General features: G+C 37.2%; 8 protein-coding genes. 3 read left to right on the top strand and 5 right to left on the bottom strand.

Features of this window, described 5'->3' with window-relative positions:
- Positions 1 to 3: 3 nt before the first annotated feature.
- The 3 genes from IWB64_RS16240 to IWB64_RS16230 all read left to right on the top strand — a co-directional run bounded on the left by IWB64_RS16240 (position 4) and on the right by IWB64_RS16230 (position 6,164).
- A complete protein-coding gene (locus IWB64_RS16240) occupies positions 4 to 885 on the top strand; it encodes a formate/nitrite transporter family protein (RefSeq protein ID WP_226975917.1) in 882 nt (293 codons plus the stop codon).
- A 357-nt stretch (positions 886 to 1,242) separates the two neighbouring features.
- Positions 1,243 to 2,346 carry an alkene reductase gene (locus IWB64_RS16235; RefSeq protein WP_194535004.1) on the top strand — a complete coding sequence of 368 codons (1,104 nt, stop codon included), beginning with the start codon at positions 1,243 to 1,245 and terminating at the stop codon, positions 2,344 to 2,346.
- 476 nt (positions 2,347 to 2,822) lie between these two features.
- Entirely contained in the window at positions 2,823 to 6,164 is a 3,342-nt protein-coding gene (locus tag IWB64_RS16230; RefSeq protein WP_194535003.1) for an apiosidase-like domain-containing protein, read from the top strand.
- Between the two features lie 133 nt (positions 6,165 to 6,297).
- Here IWB64_RS16230 and IWB64_RS16225 read toward each other — a convergent pair whose 3' ends face one another.
- The 5 genes from IWB64_RS16225 to IWB64_RS16205 all read right to left on the bottom strand — a co-directional run bounded on the left by IWB64_RS16225 (position 6,298) and on the right by IWB64_RS16205 (position 19,897).
- On the bottom strand, positions 6,298 to 14,109 hold the full coding sequence (locus IWB64_RS16225; protein WP_194535002.1) for a PKD domain-containing protein: 7,812 nt from the start codon (positions 14,107 to 14,109) through the stop codon (positions 6,298 to 6,300).
- Positions 14,110 to 14,668: 559 nt separating this feature from the next.
- Positions 14,669 to 15,415 carry a Type 1 glutamine amidotransferase-like domain-containing protein gene (locus IWB64_RS16220; protein WP_194535001.1) on the bottom strand — a complete coding sequence of 249 codons (747 nt, stop codon included), beginning with the start codon at positions 15,413 to 15,415 and terminating at the stop codon, positions 14,669 to 14,671.
- A 68-nt stretch (positions 15,416 to 15,483) separates the two neighbouring features.
- Entirely contained in the window at positions 15,484 to 16,173 is a 690-nt protein-coding gene (locus IWB64_RS16215) for a GNAT family N-acetyltransferase (RefSeq protein ID WP_194535000.1), read from the bottom strand.
- Positions 16,174 to 16,342: 169 nt separating this feature from the next.
- Positions 16,343 to 16,663, bottom strand: coding sequence for a VOC family protein (locus tag IWB64_RS16210; RefSeq protein ID WP_194534999.1), 321 nt, complete (start codon positions 16,661 to 16,663; stop codon positions 16,343 to 16,345).
- Positions 16,664 to 16,687: 24 nt separating this feature from the next.
- Positions 16,688 to 19,897, bottom strand: coding sequence for a glycoside hydrolase family 2 TIM barrel-domain containing protein (locus tag IWB64_RS16205; RefSeq protein ID WP_226975916.1), 3,210 nt, complete (start codon positions 19,895 to 19,897; stop codon positions 16,688 to 16,690).
- Positions 19,898 to 20,514: the final 617 nt, after the last annotated feature.

The following is a 20,514-nucleotide window of genomic DNA, read 5'->3' as shown; positions in this document are numbered from 1 at the left end:
ACAATGAAGTACGTTAAAGGCAACAATCAAAGCATGGAGACAGAGCATAAAAACCAGGAAGATCACCAGAAAGAATTGGAAAAAAAATCCAATGAAGTAAAGGGTGGTAATGAATACAGCGAAATTCTTAGTCGTGTTATACATGAGGGAGAAGAGATATTCAAGGTAAAAAATAAAGCTATGTTTCTCAGTGCGTTCATTGCCGGGCTGGAAATTGGGTTTAGTTATTTTCTTATCTGCGCTCTATTCTTTTTACTGAACGGTACTTTGGAAACTGATATCATTTTCAAACTTTTTAGTGCCGTTTATCCCGTTGGATTCATTCTGGTAATACTTGGGAAATCAGCTCTATTTACTGAGCAGACATCCGTATTGGCATTGCCTGTACTTAATGGCCAGCGTAGTATTTGGGCGTTGTTTCGTATATGGGGTTTAGTCATTCTTGGTAATGTAATAGGAGGTATCATATTTGCCCTTTTTATAGGAATCCTTGCACCTCACCTTAATCTTTTTACACAAGAAACTATGGTAGAAATTGGTGGCCATGTAATTGACCAAGATTCATGGGTACTCCTACTGAGTGCGGTAGTCGCTGGTTGGTTAATGGGGTTGTTAACCTGGTTATTAAACAGTACCATGAATTCCCTTACGCGTGTGGTACTAATAATTATGATAACAGGTGTTATAGGTTTTGGAGGATTTCACCATAGTATTGTGGGCAATATAGAAGTCTTTGGAGCTTTTCTACATTCTAGTAGTATTTCTTTTTTGGATTATTTGTGGTTTCTCTTCCTCGCATTACTGGGTAATGGAATTGGAGGAGCAGTGGTCGTGGGTCTTTTCAAATACCGGATTTTTGAATCAAACTACGAGGAAAAAGTATAGCACTGTTTACCAAGCAAAATTGAAGTGAAAACAACCGTCTTTTTTATTATAAATCAATAAGCTAATCCTCTACTCTACCAATACTAAATATCAACAACCGTAATGTTAATGATAATTTGAAATAGACTGATAGGTTTAAAGTTTATAACGACTATTACAATTTATTGAATATTGGTTTAATTTTTTATACCATTTATGACGATGGTCAGACGCTCCAAAAACGGATTTATATAAATTTGATGTTCGGGCAAGTATATTTGAATACTCCCGGCAATCAATTTGTGAAATTACAATTACACAATCATTTGTTACTAGATTTTTGGACCTATTATTACGTTAATTAAAAAGAGTAAAAACATGAGCAAACAACACTTATTATTACCATATAACAAGAAGATTAACCTAGAGAACAGAGTGGTTATGGCTCCTATGACCCGCAGTAGAGCAGACAACGAAGGTAATGTACCCACTGATGATTTACAGGGTTTGTATTACGAGCAAAGAGCTTCTGCAGGGTTGATCATTACAGAGGGTTCACAAGTTTCCCCTGATGCTGTGGGCTACATTCACACGCCAGGTATTTATTCAGAAGAGCAAGTTGAAGGTTGGAAAAAAGTAACCAAACGTGTTCATGATAAAGGCGGAAAAATCTTTATCCAATTATGGCATGTAGGGCGTATATCTCATCCCGATTTTCATAATGGCAAATTACCCTTATCCGCATCGGCTATAAACCCAAACGCTAAATCATTTACACTGGAGGGGTTTAAAGATACGGTTATACCTAAGGAGATGTCTATTGAGGAAATTAAAACTACAGTTAAAGATTTTCAAAAAGCAGCAGAAAATGCGGTAAAAGCAGGTTTTGATGGTGTAGAAATACATTCCTCTAATGGTTATTTATTTCATCAATTTTTTAATGGATGTTCTAATACAAGAACGGATGACTATGGTGGTAGCATTGAAAACAAAACTCGTTTCTTTTTTGAAGTTCTAGATGCGATGAAAGAAGTTATTCCAGAAAATAAAATTGCAGCTCGTTTTAATCCATCATTAGATGGTATGTTTGGAATGACTGTGGATGAAGAAACTATTCCAACGTTTGAATACATTATTAAAAAATTAAACGATTATGATTTGGCATACGTGCATTTATCAGAACCGTTTACAGATGTATCAGAAGTACCTTTTGCAGTAAAAGAAATTGCGAAACATTTTAGACCCTTGTACAATGGAACATTGATGATTAACTCTGGATTTGACCAAGAAAAAGGAAATAAAGTAATAGAAGAAGGCTATGCTGATTTAGTGGCATACGGTAAACTATACATTTCTAATCCAGATTTAGTAGAACGCTTTAAAAACAACTTAGAGTTAGCAGAATGGGACCAAGATACTTTTTACACAACAGGTGCAAAAGGGTATACAGATTATCCAAAAGCTTCCAAAGAATTAGTTTAGTTCAAAAGTTTCTTCAGATCATTTTATAATTTATTGAAACCGGCCAATTCATAATACTCATGAATTGGCCGTATTTATGAACTATAATTTTATTAATATCTTTATCTTCTCAAAATTTTCACTGACATCTCCTGTCAATACTTTATTTACTAATAGCGGTTAGCTACAACCATTCTTCATTAGGGGTTAAAAAAGAAATTTTTATGTATTTCTCAGCGCTAGAAATCAAAATCTTTTCGACAAAAAGGCCAAATTCTTGTTAAGAAACGTACATAGGACGGAAAGTTGTTGTAATGCAATAGGTAAAAAACCATGATGTAATATCTCATTATAATATTTAATCTGCTTTTTTCTATATAATTTAGCAACTTTTTGCGTCAAACTGACGTTAATTTAATAAATAAAATCCCCCACCCCCGATGATTTCAAAAAAGTTTACGAAGTACAAACTCATTTTAGTATTAATGTTTTGTAGCATGACAAGTATTGTCTTTGCTCAAAATGACAGCTATGCTGTCATGGATATTGTTGAAGTAGAATTCAATAGCCAAGTGAATTACGGTAACGCATACATGGATGTAGATGTATGGATTGAATTAAAAAAAGAAGGTTCATCAAGTGAAGTATACCGTATACCCGTATTCTGGGATGGTGGAAATGTCTTTCGTGTTCGTCTAGTGCCTACTTCACCTGGTACCTGGACTTGGAAAGTTATCAATGAAACTGTTGAAAATGCGGATCGGAGTTTTATTGGACGAAGTGGTTCATTTACTGCTGTTGCCGCGAATGTAAGTAGTAACCCCAATAAAAGAGGTTTTATAAGAGTAGCATCCAATAATAGAACTTTGGAGTACGCAGACGGTACCCCATTCTTTTATACTGCAGATACTTCTTGGTCAGCCTTAACAGAAGTATTTGGTTTTAGTACAGCGAATAATATTAGCGGTATATCTTTTCAAGACTATGTGAAAACAAGAAAAGGTCAGGGATTTAATGGGCTTAATGTAATTGCTAGTTTTCCGAATGATAGCTATACTGAATTGTGGGCAGAAAAAACACATCATAAGAAAACAGGTCCCAACGGAGAGGGTCCTTTCGAGTTAAAAAGTACAGGGCAAGTAGACTACCTAAATATTAAACCTGAGTACTGGCAATCAGTGGATAAGCGAATGCAGCATTTATCCGATCAAGGATTTGTAACTTTATTTGAAACCGTAAGAAGAAGCGAACTTTGGTATTTAGGTACAACGCAAGAAAAAGCAGCTTTTTATAACTATGTGCGTTATTTGTGGGCGCGTTATGGTTGTTATAATATGATTTTTAGTTGGGTACATCATGACAGCCAGTCATCAATATATCCTAAATGGGAACAAATAGTTAGTGATGCAAATAGTAAGTTGTATGCTAAGATGGGTGACTATAGAATGCCTTATGGTCAGCCTAGAACGGCAATGTCTTTTAACACATCTCTAAATAATTGGGAAAGAGATATACCTACTGCTCTTGATATACAAAACGTTAGTAATGCAGAAAGAGATGAAACCATGCATGAGTGGCTTCGGAATATATATCATAATCAACCGGCTAAACCTGCTCTTAATTTGGAACCATTTTATCCAGGCTGGGGCTTACATTCTGGGAATGAAATCAATGCAGGTATGAATGATACCACCATGGCACAAATGCAGATGTATGGTTCCGTATTGAGTGGTGGCTTAGCAGGCCACGCTTGGGGAGATGCGTGGTATGCAGGAGCAGCAACTTCAACCTCAAGGAGTTCTGTAGATGGAGGTACCATAGTGCCTAGTAATGACCCTCAGGTTAATGCTTTAAAGCAATTTGAATCGCAGTCTATGGGTCATCTAAAAAGTTTTATATTAGATTCAGACCACAATTATGCTAAATTGGTACCGGCAGCAGATACGAATCTAAGCGACAGCGAAGACTATTTACATACGTTAGCTATAGCTGATGATAAATCGTTTGCTCTAGGATTTTTTACTGCTGATTCTAGGGATAATGCAAAAGCACTTCCCTCACTTAAAAATCTTATAGCGTCTACAACATATCAATATCAATGGTGGGACGTTACCAATGGAGGTTGGATTTCTGCAGGTAATATTACCACTAGTAGCAGTGGTACAATGAAACCACCTATTTTACCAAATAATGATCGCACAAAAAACTGGGCTTATCGAATTCAGTCAACTGATACTATAGAAGAGATTGAGGAAGAAGAAACTGAAGTAGAAGTACCAGTGGTAGAAGTGCCACAAGTAGAAGAACCAGTAGTAGAAGAGCCTAAGGAAGAAGAGCCTAAAGCAGAAGAACCAATAATAGAAGAGCCTAAGGAGGAGCCAAAAGCAGAAGTACCAGAAACTGAAACAAATAATGATTTTGTTCTACGAATTAATTCTGGTGGTGACGAGATGACGCTTAATGGAGATACGTTCTCTGCTGATAATTATTCTGATGCGGGTCTCACCTTAGACAGGCCGCAAACGGGCCTTAATGACCCATTCAAAACTTTCAGATATAGTCGTTCCCAAGTGTTGGGTTATGATATTCCTTTAAAAAATGGGGAATATACTGTGAAGCTTCATTTTGCGGAATTGTGGTTTGGAGCTACAGATGGCGGTAGTGGCGACGTAGGTAACCGGGTATTTGATGTACGTTTAGAAGGAGTATTGGCGGAAGACAATCTTGATGTTTTTGCCCAGGTTGGAGCTGAGGCCCTACTCACAAAGACGCATACGGTAAATGTTACTGATGGAAAACTAGATATAGATTTCTCTTCTTTATCCTCTGATGGAGGAACTAGACATCCAATCATAAATGCTATTGAAATTTTTGGAAACGAAGAAATCGCTCCAATAGTCGTTGATGATGTCATTATCGAAAAAACTACTGGATTAGTAGGTCATTGGCCGCTAGATGAATTAAATGGCATAATCGCAAACGATGCTAGTGGACAAGATCTTAATGGTGCACTTGATCGTGGCGTAACTTTCGATAAGGATAAGACCAATGGTAAAATAGAAGGTGCATTGGTATTTGACGGAGTGGACGACCATATTAATTTACTGGATATTGACAATAATTTGGAATCTAGTTTTTCTGTATCCGCATGGGTTAACCCTAGCAATGCAGAGGGTAGCTACCAAGGCATTATAGGTAGCAGTACTGCTGGCGGTTTTATGATGTTTATAGATAAGGGTCAACTTGCTTTTAAAGTCACTACCAATGAGAGTGGTAGAAAGTTAATTAGTGAAGGGACTATTCAAAACAATGTCTGGCAAATGATTACCTGCACATTTGATGGCAGTGAAATGCGTTGGTACATAAACGGTGAAAATATTCATAGCGAAGCGTTCTCTGGCACCTTGAAAGATAAAGATGTCGCTTGGATAGGATGGTCAGGTTGGAGCGATGAATATTTTGAAGGAGCTATTGATGATGTAAAGTTGTTCAATAATTCATTGACCAAACAACAAGTGTCTTCGCTTTTTGAAGAAGGAAATTCTAATGTAACTCGAGAGAATATAGCTTCCAAAATAGCTATTCCTATGGAAGGCGAATTAGATATGGAAGTGTTCCGTATTTTCCCTAACCCAACAAATGGTGTCATTACCGTTACTGGAATGTTGTCAGGAATGCAATTGGATCTTATTGATTTCTCAGGTAGAAAAGTAGCTTCCCAGACCGTGGCTGTAGATGGTGATATCCAGATGGATTTATCTCCATATGCAAAAGGTGCTTATGTGTTGAATATCTCTAATGGGAAAGAGGTTTTAACCGGAAAGGTTATTCTAAATTAATTTTTTTATTGAATTAGTAAAGGGGCCAAACATTGGCCCCTTTTTAATTTACAAATACTGAAGTTTCTACTTAAAGCAAAAAAAGCAAAGACCAATTAAAGTCTTTGCTTTTTTTATAAATTTACTTTTACTATTATCGTTGAATCAACAGTCTTTTATTGATTTCATCACCATTCATATCTATAGTTCTTACGAGATATAAACCAGAAGATAAATTAATGACGCTAAGCTCATAATTTCTACCCTTATTCACATCTTTAGCATTAACATGCAGAACTAACTTTCCGCTCATATCATAAATTGATATGGTGTCTAAGTCTACCACTTTTCCAAAACTAAGCGATACGTTAACAGAAGCTGGATTCGGAAATAACCTGAATTCCTTTAAAACTTCACTATCAGTCAAAGAATCATTTACGGTAATTGTAATCGAATCTGTTGCAACTTCACCATTATCATCAATGACGGTTAAGGTTGCAGTATAAACACCTGCTTCAATATAAGTGTGGGAAACTTCGAAACCAGTGGATAGAAGTGATTCATCTCCAAAATCCCAAGAATAACTTGCAATACCAGTATCATCCGTGGATTTATCTCCATCAAAATTAACCAATAGTGGACCTATTCCTTCTTTGATATCTACTGCAGCAAATGCCTTTGGTGGGTTATTATCTATTTTTTCAAAAACTACATGAATGCTATGGTTCTCTACTAAGTTTGCGAACTTATACTCTTCAACAAGGGCTGTTGAGACTTCGTCAATTAAAATATCCACCAAGCGGTAACCTTCGTTTGGTACTATTATAAAATCCTGTTCTTGACCTTTAGCTACTTCAATCGCACCATATGGAGAAAGCTCACCACCTTCAGTTCCTGTGGCAGTTATGGTATATGTCTTAATTGCTCCAGTATATTTAAAAACCGCATCAAACGTATGGTTTTCTGAAATATCCTCAAAAGTATACTCAGATAGACCTAGTAAGCTTTTACCGTCCACAATTAACTTATCTATTTCATACCCATCACTGGCTGTTACTGAAAAACGAATACTTTCACCTTCAACAACTGTATTCTCTCCATCGGGCGTTATCATTCCTCCCTCACCTGAAGTAGCTGAAATTGTAAACTGGTTAACACCAATTTCTGTAAACACAGCTTCAATAGTATGGTTGTCATTAACATTCTCAAACGCATAAGTAGGTTCTCCTACCGTAAAGCTATTGTCCACAATAAAATAAGCGAACTTATAACCTTCATTTGGAGCCGCGGTAAACCAGTGGTCTTCTCCTTGCGCAACAGAAACAGCACCACTTGGGGATATTGTTCCTCCTAAACTGGAAGATGACATAATTACTTTGAAAATTTCTTCGAAGGAAGCTTCAATAGTATGCTCAGAGGAAACCGCCTCAAAAGTGAAGCTTTCAACCGCTCCTTGTGATACCCCATCCACCAATACGTCAGCAATTTTATACCCCGCATTTGCAATTATATTAAATTGTTGATTTGCTCCATTTATTACTTCTACTTCGGCGTTTGGAGATATTACTCCATTTTCACCCGCAATTGCGGTAATAACATGAGATGTTGGTTCAGTAACAGTAATGACAAGAGCTTCCGTATTTTGATTACCGTTACCATCAGTAACCCTTAACAACACGTTGTATGTGCCTGCGTCATTAAACGTAAACGTAGGGTCTGCCAAGTCCGAAGTAGAAAAAAGTGCGTCGCCAAACTCCCAACTGTAATCTACAATTCCAATATCATCCGTTGATTCACTACCGATAAAGTTGACTTCTAACGGAGCTTGACCTTCAAGTGGTGTAGCACTTGCAATAGCTACAGGATTTCCAGTGTCATTTATAACCCATGTAAATTCAACATCACTTTTGTTTGTTGGGTCGTTATTATCTGTAGCGGTAACTGTAACATTATATGGACTATTATCACCAACGTTTGCATTGTCCCCTGCCCTACTAGATTCATTTGCAGACGTCAATTGGTTATCTGAATATGTAGGTCCATCTACTTTGTAAAGTGCCATTTTATCAATAGCATGCCCAGCCGAACGTTCCGAAACCTCCATGGTATACGTACCAGGATTCACAAACCAAACGTATACATCATGTGAATCGTTATCACTTGTTCTAGCCTGCCAATCATAAGTTTCAGAAAGACCACCGCTTCTGTATATTTTAAAATAACCATTACTACTACTACCTTCAGGAGTTGTGCCATCTGGTCCAACTGTAATTCTAGAGCTTCCTTTTGGGAAAACAACATTTAGTTGGTCACCCTGTACATTTGAGATTAGACTAGCCTCGTCTACAGGATTTCCTTTATATCCAAAGAACCAGACATCTTCATTGTTAGGGAAACGTAACCAGTTATCGTTCTCGTCCGTTGCAGATTCGCCACTATAGAAACTTCTCCAATCGAATTTATAAACACCTGGAGTACTTACGGTAATTTGATAAGGAATAGTTCCACCGTTTTGACTGTTAAAGTTATTTGTAGTTGCCAAGATTCCAGTAGCACCATTTAAGGTAGTTTCAACCCATCCGGATTCTAAATTCCCAGATTCTGCCTCAATAACAATTAGACCATTTTCCTCAAGGAAAGCTCCGTCACCTGAGTTATTAGAAGAAACTACTGTTCCATTTATAATACCAGTAGTTGCATCGATTATTAAGGTTGGAGGAAGTCCAGTTGCGCTAAATGTTACATTATTTTCTGTTTCTTCAGTTAGGATTTGTAATGATACTTCATCCCCTTCTGCATTGTACTGCGTTCCAGGATCAATAATATTAGAAACACTTTCTCCATTCCTTAGAATAATATCTACCGATGATGACGCTCCATAATGAATGGTTAAAATAGCATTTGTGTCCTCTCCAGAATCGTTCAAAGAAACTGTTAACTGACGTATACTTTCCGCATCTAAAAACACATTTTCTATATTACCAGAGGTAATTGTATAATTGGCGGCATCTGCACCAGTTAATTCTATAGAGCGGATAAACATTCCTATGTTTCCACCTGTTATTTCTATATCAAAGGTTTTAGAATCACCCACTTCAAGGTTGACAACCTCAGGAATGGATAATGCACTTGCTATACTAGCTGAACCAACAGGTAAATCTTCGCCTAAAAATTCCATATTTTTCTGGTTGCCTCCAGCTAGTTTAGGTGAACCGGCCAATACAAACAAACCGTTTCCAGAAACTATGGCTTGCGTACCATGCCTTGCGTTGTTCATATCTGGTAAACGTGTCCATGTTTGAGTAATAGGATCGTACTGCTCCGTAATCTTTAGCGCATTAGAGGTTACCTGACCATAGACCTCTTGATTCTCTACTTCTCCACCAGCAACGATAAGTTTACCATTAAATGTAGCTACTATAGGTGCTGCCCTTGGTGTTGGTATATTTTGATTTGTTGGAAGTGTGCTCCACGTACCTGAATTAAAATCATAAACATCGACCTCTGAAATTGTTGGACTAAAAACACCTCCGGCACCTCCTGAAAGACGACCTCCCATTAAATACATTTTATTATCAACTACACCTGCATGGAAATGGTCTCTTGCTCTTGGAGCATCACTTAAGGGAGTCCAAATACCAGTACTAGGATCGTACTCATCAAACCAGCTAACGTAACCGCCATTATGGCCAATGGTATTCCCGCCAGATATGTAAAATTTGTCATTGTAAACTACTAAACCAGTAGACCCTCTTCTTCTGTTTTCAGGTATTTCGGGTCCTTGAATCCACTCTTCATTAGCTGGGTTAAAAGCCCAAACATACTCAGTCGGCTCTTCGTTAGGATACGAATTACTCTTAAAAGCTCCTATCACCCATATCAATCCCTTATACTCAGTTGCCTGAAAATGGTTGAATTCTTCTGGAGGTGAATTTGGAATTTGGGTCCATGTATTTGTAGTGTAATCATATACATCAATGGTTTTTGCGTTCTCACGACCACCCATTAAATAGAACTTATCCCCTGCTTGTACCAACGAACATTCATGGCGAGCCGTATAATTTTCGTCTTCCTCTTTATCTTTCCACAATAGGTTCTCTATAGTCCATACAAAAGAAATACTCTTAGTAACAGACCCCGGTTTACTTACCACTATGGTTACATTATAGACACCATCATTGTTGGGCCCTCCCGTAATTGCATTTGTTGCTATTGTACCGAATATTTGTCCGTTGGTAGTCTCAACATCAATGCCTTCTGGTTGACCGGAAATAGCGTATGTAAAGTTTTCTTCCGAATCCCCACCTATTGCCGAAATGGTTAAGGCACTTTGGTCACCACTTGCGTTTAATTGATCAGCAATGGGAGTTATGGAAATAGGATCATTCGCCGTAGTACTTGCCATAACCTCTATGGCCTGTAAAACTGGGTTTTCAATTCCAATATGTTCGAATAATATATTCAGTTCTCCATCTGCTACCGTAACGGGATACGAGAGCATACCTGCATTGAACACGTTCCCATTACCTCCAAAAAGGGCAACTACATCTATATCATCTCCTTTGATTTCATTTTCTAATGATATATCAAATACTCGTGCGCCAATGTTATTTGTTGGGCCATATCCATTACCTGTATAAATATTTACTAGATAATTTCCATTGGGCACTGGCAACTTAAACTCCATTTCAGGCCCGCTAGTGGCATCATAACGTTCTTTGCCATACAATGCGTTGAATGTAGTTTCGTCTATATAATCAGGAACAGATGTATGTCTATTTTCATAAAGAAAAGTATTTGTGCCTCCTGGAATGGTTCCCGTATTTACGGAATAGCTACTTCCTGAAGCTGCGCCGTTACCTAAATTGGCTTCCCAGTCTATATTACCGTCAGTGGCGGTTACGGAGTTACCTCCTGCATTTATTCTAGCAACTATGGTATAATTAGGCGCTATAAATTCTTCTAGAATTGCCGTTAAGGGAACAATGAAAGGAGAGTTTGCGCCGTTATGAACGATTTGCAAATTAGCATTTTTGATTCCTGAAATATCATTCGGGAAAAAATTTAAGGGCAATGTTTTGTCTGCTCCAGGCCCTATTACTAATGGTAATGTCAAATTATGGCTAAAAAGTGTAGCATCAATACCTGTAATGTTAACCTCGGTAATTTCTATAGCTCCAGTTGATGGACCACCTTCATTTGTAAGCGTAGGAATAAGTTGCACTTGGTCTGATCCTGTTTCCAAAACACCGTAATCTACTGGGTTTTCTGAAAGTACAAGGTTTGCTTCCGCATCTTCGGTCACCTTTAAAAAGTCCCATGTTGCTGTAAAAGCTTCTCCAGACCCCGAAGTAGAAATAAGACCTACTGCCAGACCTTTGGCATCGTTTGGATTTAGTAACTCAACAGGCAATACAATAGGATTCCCCAATAAAATTACATTTTCACCACCGTCCACAGAATAGTACGGTTGAGCCGTATTTGCAGTGGGGTTTATATTAATGTAAATATCTACGGAAGTTGCTCCTTTGAGCCCGGTTACATCATATTTTTGAGAAGTAACGTTAGAAGCCCCATCTTCTTTTACAACCTCAAAACCATAAAGGTTATCATTCTCCGTTAAGCCATCTGCAACTACTACCTTTAAATAATGATCTTGGTCTCCGTTACCGATATATATACCATATGAAAGACCTGTTGCAGAAGAAACGTTTGCAAAAGGTGTCTCAATTTTGGAATGTATGGTAAACGGTTTTGAGTTGGTGGTTAAATTTACCCCAAACTGAAAAGCATTCTTTTGAGAGTTTGCACCTTCATATGCAGTACCAGATGTAACTGCATCAATTGTGGCTTTACCACCAGCCCCTCCAAAAGATAGATTGTTTTCGTCGTATTGATTAAGGTATTCGGTATTTCCACTTGTATCTAACATCAAACCGGTAAAACCAAGACCAAAAAATCCTGTTCCCGGATCATTGTTCCAAAACGGATAATCGATAGGTAGGTTTGTTGTAGTACCATTATCAGCATCTATAGCAAATGCATCTTGGCTATCTGGGATACCATCATTGTCATCATCCGGATCATTCAAGTCGGATATAAAATCGCCATCATAATCATTCGGTTGGCTACCTCCTGAACAAATATCGGTACCGTTCGCCACTTCATCATCATTTGAATACCCATCGGAGTCATAATCTTCCGAACCTACATATTCCGGATCACTAGGATCTATACACTCGCTAAAATCAGTTGGTTCAAAAACCGTAATATTATCTGCGCCATAGGTAGCGGCCCATATTGTACCAGGAAAAGGGTCTGTGTCACTTTGCGCGATTACATCCAAAGGTGTGGAGCCAAAACCGGTAAGGAAACTATTGTTTTTAGATAAAATACCATTGCCACTTGCGTTCAATTGATACCTATTTATTTTACCATTAAAGGAAGCCGTTAAAAGGTCTCCCTGCATCGCTCCTCCAAAATTACTGGCGGTATATTCACACATACCGTTTGTAGAAGAGTTTACGATATCAAAAATTCGCATTCGCGGGTCTGAGGTGGCTGTTGCTAGATATTCTCCTTGTATGGGGTCATCTGGAAAATCGGAAATATCGAAAGTCGTGTTGAAATATCCTGAAACTCCAGTGAGCAACGTACCAAAATTGTGATTAGCAGAAAGCACCCAATTAGAGCCATCAAACGTATATACTTTTACTCCTGCGCGCGATGAGAAAGCTCTAATTGGAGCAGGATGGCCTGCATAGTAGCTGCCATTAGTATCCGTAATATTACCAACATAATGTAGGGCATCTCCATGACCGCTACTACCCACTTCATTAATTTCGTTGGTTACATAATCTCCGGCAGCTGGGTTGTAGGTTGTATTACTTTGGTCGCCTTTGAACTGATCGTTACTATCATAAATTACGGGTAAACCTCCCCAAGTTGTATTCGGTCCGTTATCAACAGAATATATTCTACCATCCGCTGTTATTACAACGTCGTAACCGTTTCTCCAACCAGTAGAGAAAATTTGTACGGGACCGCCAACTTCTGGAAATGCTTGGTTTAACCCATTATTTCCACCAAAAGGATCACCCAAATCTATAGTAGAATTATACAATGGATGCCCAGCAGTATATGGAAAACTAGAATGTGTATTATCTATATCTAATCTTTCTGGATCGTTTAACGTTGGTAAGTCATAAATATATTTTGTAGTACCCTGGCGCGTATCTATATAAGGGCCACCGTTTGAGGCTTCCATCTGCTCTAATTGTGTCAAATTGACAAGCAACATAGCACCAGATAAATAGGTTTCCGAAGTACCTGCAAAATTATTACTAGGAGCTCCTTTGTTTGCATTACCTCCTTGTTGTAGTAACAAGTAAGTAGTACCGTTACGCTCAAAAATTTCCATTCCATTGGTGGAATGGTTTTCTTCACATCTAGGAAGTCCTCTTACTAAATCTACTTTGTCCCATGCACTTCCTGTCCAAGTAAGGCGTGAAAGAACTCCTGAATTAGTATCAAGATTTTTATCATTACCACTACCACCACCGCCTATTCTGGAGTCAGAAGAACTTACGTAAAGAATAGGAGCAGTTTGTGTTCCTGTGGCAAGAAGCCCTGTAACCTGACGTTCATTCGCTGTATTTATAGTGCCATCATCGTTATGGTTGGGCGTACCCGTCTTAACGAGTGCAATAGTGTTAGCGTTTATAGCAGTATACGTTCCTGAACCAGCTTCTGCTTTATCACGTAGTACCGTGTACTCAAAAATGGTCCCATCTTGTTGAGAAACGTATAGTTTACCGTTAGGTCCAAAATCCAAAGAAGTCGGATTGTTAAGGTTTTCGCCATTAAGCCCTGTAGCATTAAAGCTTTGGGCATTTGTGAATACAGTAAATGTAAATGAGACGAATAAGCATGCAAGTAGGCGCTGCATAGCGTAATGTTTTTTCATAGGTACTAAGATTTGGGTCTGTTATTATCCAATTAAGGACAACAATTAACTATAAAATTAGGTATACCTCATAGCAGCATAAAACAAGTCACGCTATATTCGTTTACTTTCCATTTTTAGCGGACAAATTGCATATCTAAAAAAATAATAGGTGCAAAAAAAAAAGTTTGTTTTCCACTCACCGATAGAAAATGGTGTTTGAGCGACAGAACATTTCCTACAATTCAACGAAGGGTTAATTAGATAGTTTGAAAAAATATGTGAACTAGTTTTTAAGCATATTCGAATCAATCAAAAACGAAACAATATATACTATTTAAGACAAGACCTAAAGGGGAAGATAAGCTGTTATAGTCAGCGTAAACAACTATAAGAAGGTGTTTGAACCCATTATTTTATAAAGATTAGGTAATTAAATATGTTTTTGAATTGTTTCAGCTTCCTGTATGAAGTTTACTGAAGATAGATGTAGGAATTTCCTAGAATGTTACAGTTGAGTTTAAATAAATGGTGATAATTAGTTATCACCATTTATTTAAACTTACTTTCTACTGCATAATCATTTAATTATTTCTGTTTCTATCTTATTCTCTACTATTTTTCCATCTTTATCATAGACGAAATAAGAAAACGAATCTGTATCTATAGAAACACTTTTGCTAAGTTCTCCATTTAAAAATACTAGTCCTGACTTGTCATCACAAGCATATCCCGCTGTAAGCTTCTTTTTTAAAATATTTTTATGATACAAAGGCTTTCTTGATTCCTCCGAGTGGTAATGCGGACAATGACTATATTTAAGAAAGCCTAGGCCTTGAACAATGGTTAATTCTTTTGGTCTTGAATCTGTTGTTCCAGCATTAAACCAACAAAGAGAACCTGCGCTACCGCCAGCCAATACAATTCCTTGGTCGTAAGCCTTTTTTAGTGCTTTATCAATCTCTTGGGCTTTCCAAATAGCCAACATATTCAATGTGTTGCCACCTCCCACAATAACAGCGTCCATGCTTAATAGAATTTCTTCAAATGATTTATCCTGTGTTGATGAGTTTATCCATACTTCTAAAACCTTTGGTTCGATGTTTAAATCTGAACATAATTCATACCAATAATTAATATAGTATGCGCTGTCTGCCGTGCCAGTTGGCAAAAAGCAGATTTTTGGATTTTCTTTTTTAGTGAGTTCCGCAGTATATTTAACGAATTCTTTTGTTATTTGACCACCATATACAAACAATGTTTTGTCTTCTTGACTTGACAGATTGTAAAAGAAAAATAATGTAATAATCACTAGTGCTTTTCTCATAGTAGTATTTTATACGTTTTTCTGGTAACAAGAGGAGTCATAAGTACTTTTCTTTTATCCACTAAGTGCTAACTTATTTTACGATACGACCACCAGTTCATATCTCTTGTTAACTCATAGCCTAGCTTTTCATAAAGTGAAATTGCTAAATTTCCCTTATTTGTATGTAAAATAGGAGTTTTATTCTCTTTTAAAATTTCTTTTGTGGTATGAGCAATTAACTGTTTGGCCAGTCCTTGTCTCGTATATTCAGGATGTGTGACCACAGCACTGACTTCTATAAAAAGATTAGTTTGCATGCGCTGTCCTGTAATAGCTACTAATTTGCCATTCTTGAATATGCCAAAGTATTTGCCCATTTCAAAACTTCTTCTTTTGTAATAACCAGGCATAACCAACCAAACTAACTCATAGATTTCATCAATAAATTCTTTTCCTAACAAGACAATATTTTCAGTTATTGAAATGTCTGTTAGCTTATTTAATACCATTTGGCAACCATCGATTTTTTTCTCTAGTAAAACTTTGGTGTCATCTATTATTGGTGTTTGATTCTCTGAAACGAAGAAAAAATCATCTGTGTTTTTTAGATATGCAATTGAAGCTTTACGTGTTTTTGTTTCATCAAAGAATGCACCAAAAGAACAAATCTCAGGGTTATAAAATTGAACATCATTATGTTCAATAGCAAATTTTTTATGGGTTTCCTTTAAGGAATACCAAACAGGGTTTTTTAATTGTTTTTCTAAATCTATCATTAGAATAAATATAACTAAGATTATATAAAATAATCCTCTAGTTAAATTTATAATTTGATTTTGGTACTGAAATGATTTCCAAAGGCCACCCTTAAATTGTTTGCTCTCTTAATTATTACCAATAAGGGCACTACTCTACCTCAACTTTAGTGCTCTATAATAAATAAGCTTAGCTAGATATTTCCATAAACTCTACTGGTGCCCCATTATGCTTTATGAACGCAACTCGTACACCATCACCGGGAGAAAATGTATCAACCAGTATTTCTCTACCCTCCAATGCTTCTTCTATATTATCTACAAGATAAGCTACATGTGGCAATGTTCGCATCATTTCTGGCATAGGACTATCATCATCAAATTTCACCCATTCAATTTTGTAATCATCTTTATCAAATTCCGTGTAATGAATTTTTCCTGGCTCATAAAACCCATCCCAATCCTTTTCTTCCGTTGTTGGTATGCCGATGTGACTAAATGGATATTTCATAATATAAATGTTTTTTTAACTGTATTATTTGATTAGCGGGGCTAGCATAAATTCAAAACTAAACTTTCCAGGATGTATTAAATACTTGGGTAAGGTTTCGGATAATGTGCCCCCCACTCCCATTTGAATTAAATCTAGATTTAAAGTGTAGAACCCCTGTCTTTTTAAATCATAAGGATGTTTTGCCTCTTCTATATTTGAAGCGGAATATGGCCAAATTGAAAACCCGAACTCTGGGACACCCGTAATTTTCATTCCGGATTTATTGGTAGTTGAAGACAGCTTTAGCCATCTTACATCAGAACGATTTGCATTTTCCTGAGGCTGAATATAATTGTAAAATAAATCATCTGTTTTAAAAGTAAATTCATCTACCTCGGACCCTAGTTTCCTGTCAAGATAATTTTCCCAAGGTCCTCTTCCGTAGAACGAACTGTTTTTATGCGTATCCGGAACACCCATTGTTACGCCATAACGAATAAGGTTTGGCAAGGATTTATCTGCGTCCATAGCCATTTTAACCGTAGCCGTCCCATCAGTATAAAAGGCATACGTTATTTCAAGTTTAACTTCATTTTTAAATGTTTGCCCAACATTTACTTTTACCGATTTATCAGTTTGTGAAAAATCAACAATTGTATTTTCAGCTAAGTGCTTGTGCATGCCTTTCCAAACTTTACTGGAAGCTATAAATGCTTTTCTACTTGCTCCCCTTACATCATTATCTATTGGTGGCCGGTAAAAATTAGGCCGTAAAGGAGATGCCAATTGTTCGGTTCCGTGAAATTCATAAGAGACCAATTGACCGTTAAATTTTGAAACTTTTGCAGAAAAATCTTTTCCTTTAATTGTAACCTCGGTTTTAGTTTCATTAACACTAATTGCATTTTTGGATTTTGAAACATAGTCACTAGATGGTTTTCTAGGTTTCAATACTATTTGGTCTTTTGCAATTTCGTATCCTTTGCTTGTCCACAAGCGGTTTGATTTTTCATGAACACTCAACCTTAACCAATACTCGGCATTTTCTTTAAACGAAATTTTCTTGAATGGAATATTGATTACAGTTGATTTTCCTGCTGCTGTAGAAAGTGATTTTAAATCCCCCGATTGTAGGACTTTCCCGTTTTCTGATAATGTCCATTTCACATCATAAGAAGACAAATCTGTAAAACTAAAGCGATTGATTACTCTTACTTTTCCGTTTAAAACGTCTTCATCCTCAAAAGCAAAAGGTTGAAAGATATATTTACATTCCCACGCATGCGGATTTGGCTTTCTATCCGGGGTAAATACTCCATTAATACAAAAATTTTCGTCATTGGGTTCATCTCTAAAATCACCGCCGTAAGCATAGAATTTCTCTCCATTAGCATTGGTTTTTTCTAGACCTTGATCTATCATATCCCAAATAAAACCTCCTATTAAATTTGGTTTCTCTCTAATATAATCCCAATAATCACCTAAGCTCCCAATAGAATTACCCATGGCATGCGCATACTCACACATGATTATAGGTCGGTCTATATGCGGACTTGTGGCCATGTGTTTTAGCTGATAAATTTCAGGATACATTCTACTTAAAACATCAACATAATTTGGGTCATCAGGATTAGCGTGTGCTGCTCCCCTAAAAACTTTTTGGCCTTCGTCCCCTTCCTTATAATCAGGATCATTGGGATCTCCTTGAGCGCCTTCATAGTGAATAAAACGTGAAGGGTCAAAGTCTTTGACCCAACCTGCGGCGGCTGCAAAAGCAGGTCCGGTACCAGCTTCGTTACCCATAGACCATGAGATGATACTGGGATGGTTTTTATCCCGTTCCACCATGCGAATTACCCTGCTCAGAATAGGAGCTGTCCAATTGGGCTGTTGAGGAATAAAACTTCCTAGATGATGACATTCAATATTAGCCTCATCCATTACATATATACCATATTCATTACATAACTGATAGAAATATGGGTCGTTGGGGTAATGTGATGTTCTAACTGCATTGAAATTAAATTGCTTTAATAACGCTACATCTTTACGCAAATCTTCCCTGGTTAAGGCTTTGCCATGTATTGGATGATGATCATGACGATTAACGCCTATTATTTTAACTACTTCCCCGTTGATCAATAACGCATTGTCCTTACTGAACTCAATATGTCTAAAACCTATACTATGGGTTCTAGCTTCCACCACTTCCCCTTTCGGGTTTTTTATGGCAAACACTAAACGGTACAGATATGGGTCTTCTGCAGACCACTTTCTTGGATACTTGATCATTGCTTCTAATAAAGCAAACTTTGTTATGTCTCGTTGCGCCCATCTTTCATTATAAATAGCTTCTACCGAAGCAGAAAGTGGCTTATCTAAAACCTCTTTGTTTTCTGAATCATAGAGTTGTGCTGTAATTTCCCAACCCTCTAGATTCTCTGGTGAATGGTCTTTAACCCAAATTTCTGGACGAATCTCTAGTTTCGCATCTTGTAAATTGGAATCAAATTTAGTTCTGACAAAAAAATCGTTGAGTGATACCTTAGGTTGCGCCATTAACATGACTTCTCTGTGAAGACCACTTAAACGCCACATATCCTGTGTTTCTAGATAACTACCATCGCTCCATCTAAATACTTGTACAGCCACTCTGTTTCTTCCGGGTTTCACATAATCGGTAATATCAAATTCCGCCGCAAGTCTGCTCCCTTGACTATAGCCTACTTTTTGACCATTTACCCAAATATAAAACGCCGAAGAAACACCCCCAAAATGTATGATAATTGACTGCTCCTTCCACTCCGTAGGAACTTCAAAATCCCTATAATAACTTCCTACAGGGTTATCTCTATAAATTTTAGGAGGACGCGGAGGAAGAGGCCCCATATAAGTCTGTTGACTTTTTGGGATGTTTAAGATATTGGGCGTAAACGGATATATTATGTTTGAATAAATGGGTTGTCCAAAACCTTGTAGTTCCCAATTGGAAGGTACTGTAATATCATTCCATCCTTCACCATTAAAATCTGTTGCCATAAAATCCGTAGGGCGATTTTCAGATGCACCAACATAGTTGAATTTCCATATACCATTAAGTGATTTTACCCTTGCTTTTTCTCGATCTCCCGTTAAAGCATCTGCCGTGTTTTTAAATGAATAACTGGCAGTACGCGCATACATTTTATTGTGCTCAAACATAGTTTCGTTTTCCCAGTCGTTTTGGGCCGCAACAAATTGTAATGTTGTCATTAGAAATAATAAAAAATAAAAATGCTTTCTTTTCATATGCGTAATTATATTGCTTCTTTAATGGACACAGCTACTTACTGTCTGTTGGCAGACCTAAGTTGTATGTGTTACGCAATAGTCTGGTATCTATAAAAATAGAAAAGAGAGCTGAAATGTGTTAAATCGTAATTATCTATTACTAACCTTATTCTAACCTAAAAAAGTGTTTTAAGATGTTTCTTAATAGTATAATCCTCAAGGAAGGCCTAATATGATTATAAGGAGGAATTGAGACTACTTATAAGATTAAATTTTTCGACCTTTAGTAGAAGTTTTAATTTTATTTTGGATTACCAGCAAGCCATCCATATTACATAGGAGGCTTACCTAAAATGTAGGCATTAAAGTAGGCATGCCCGGACCGTTGAGGGAAATGAGTGTTACGGGAGTCGTGAAAAAACGGCTGTTCATGCAGTACGTGTTTTTTTGCAGCGGAGTAACACGGCCTTTAGGTCATTTCCCTCAACGGTAAGGCTATGATTAGTGTGGGGAGCAAAGAAGCAATTCCTAAACCGCCACAGCTCGTAGCCAAATCTTTTTGTTTTGTTTTAATTTTTCTTGTCTAAAGCAAAATCCCA

The sequence above is a fragment of the Zobellia nedashkovskayae genome, from assembly GCF_015330125.1.
Classification (GTDB): domain Bacteria; phylum Bacteroidota; class Bacteroidia; order Flavobacteriales; family Flavobacteriaceae; genus Zobellia; species Zobellia nedashkovskayae.
Note: the sequence above shows the minus strand (reverse complement) of the source record. Positions and strands in the feature narration are given on the sequence as shown.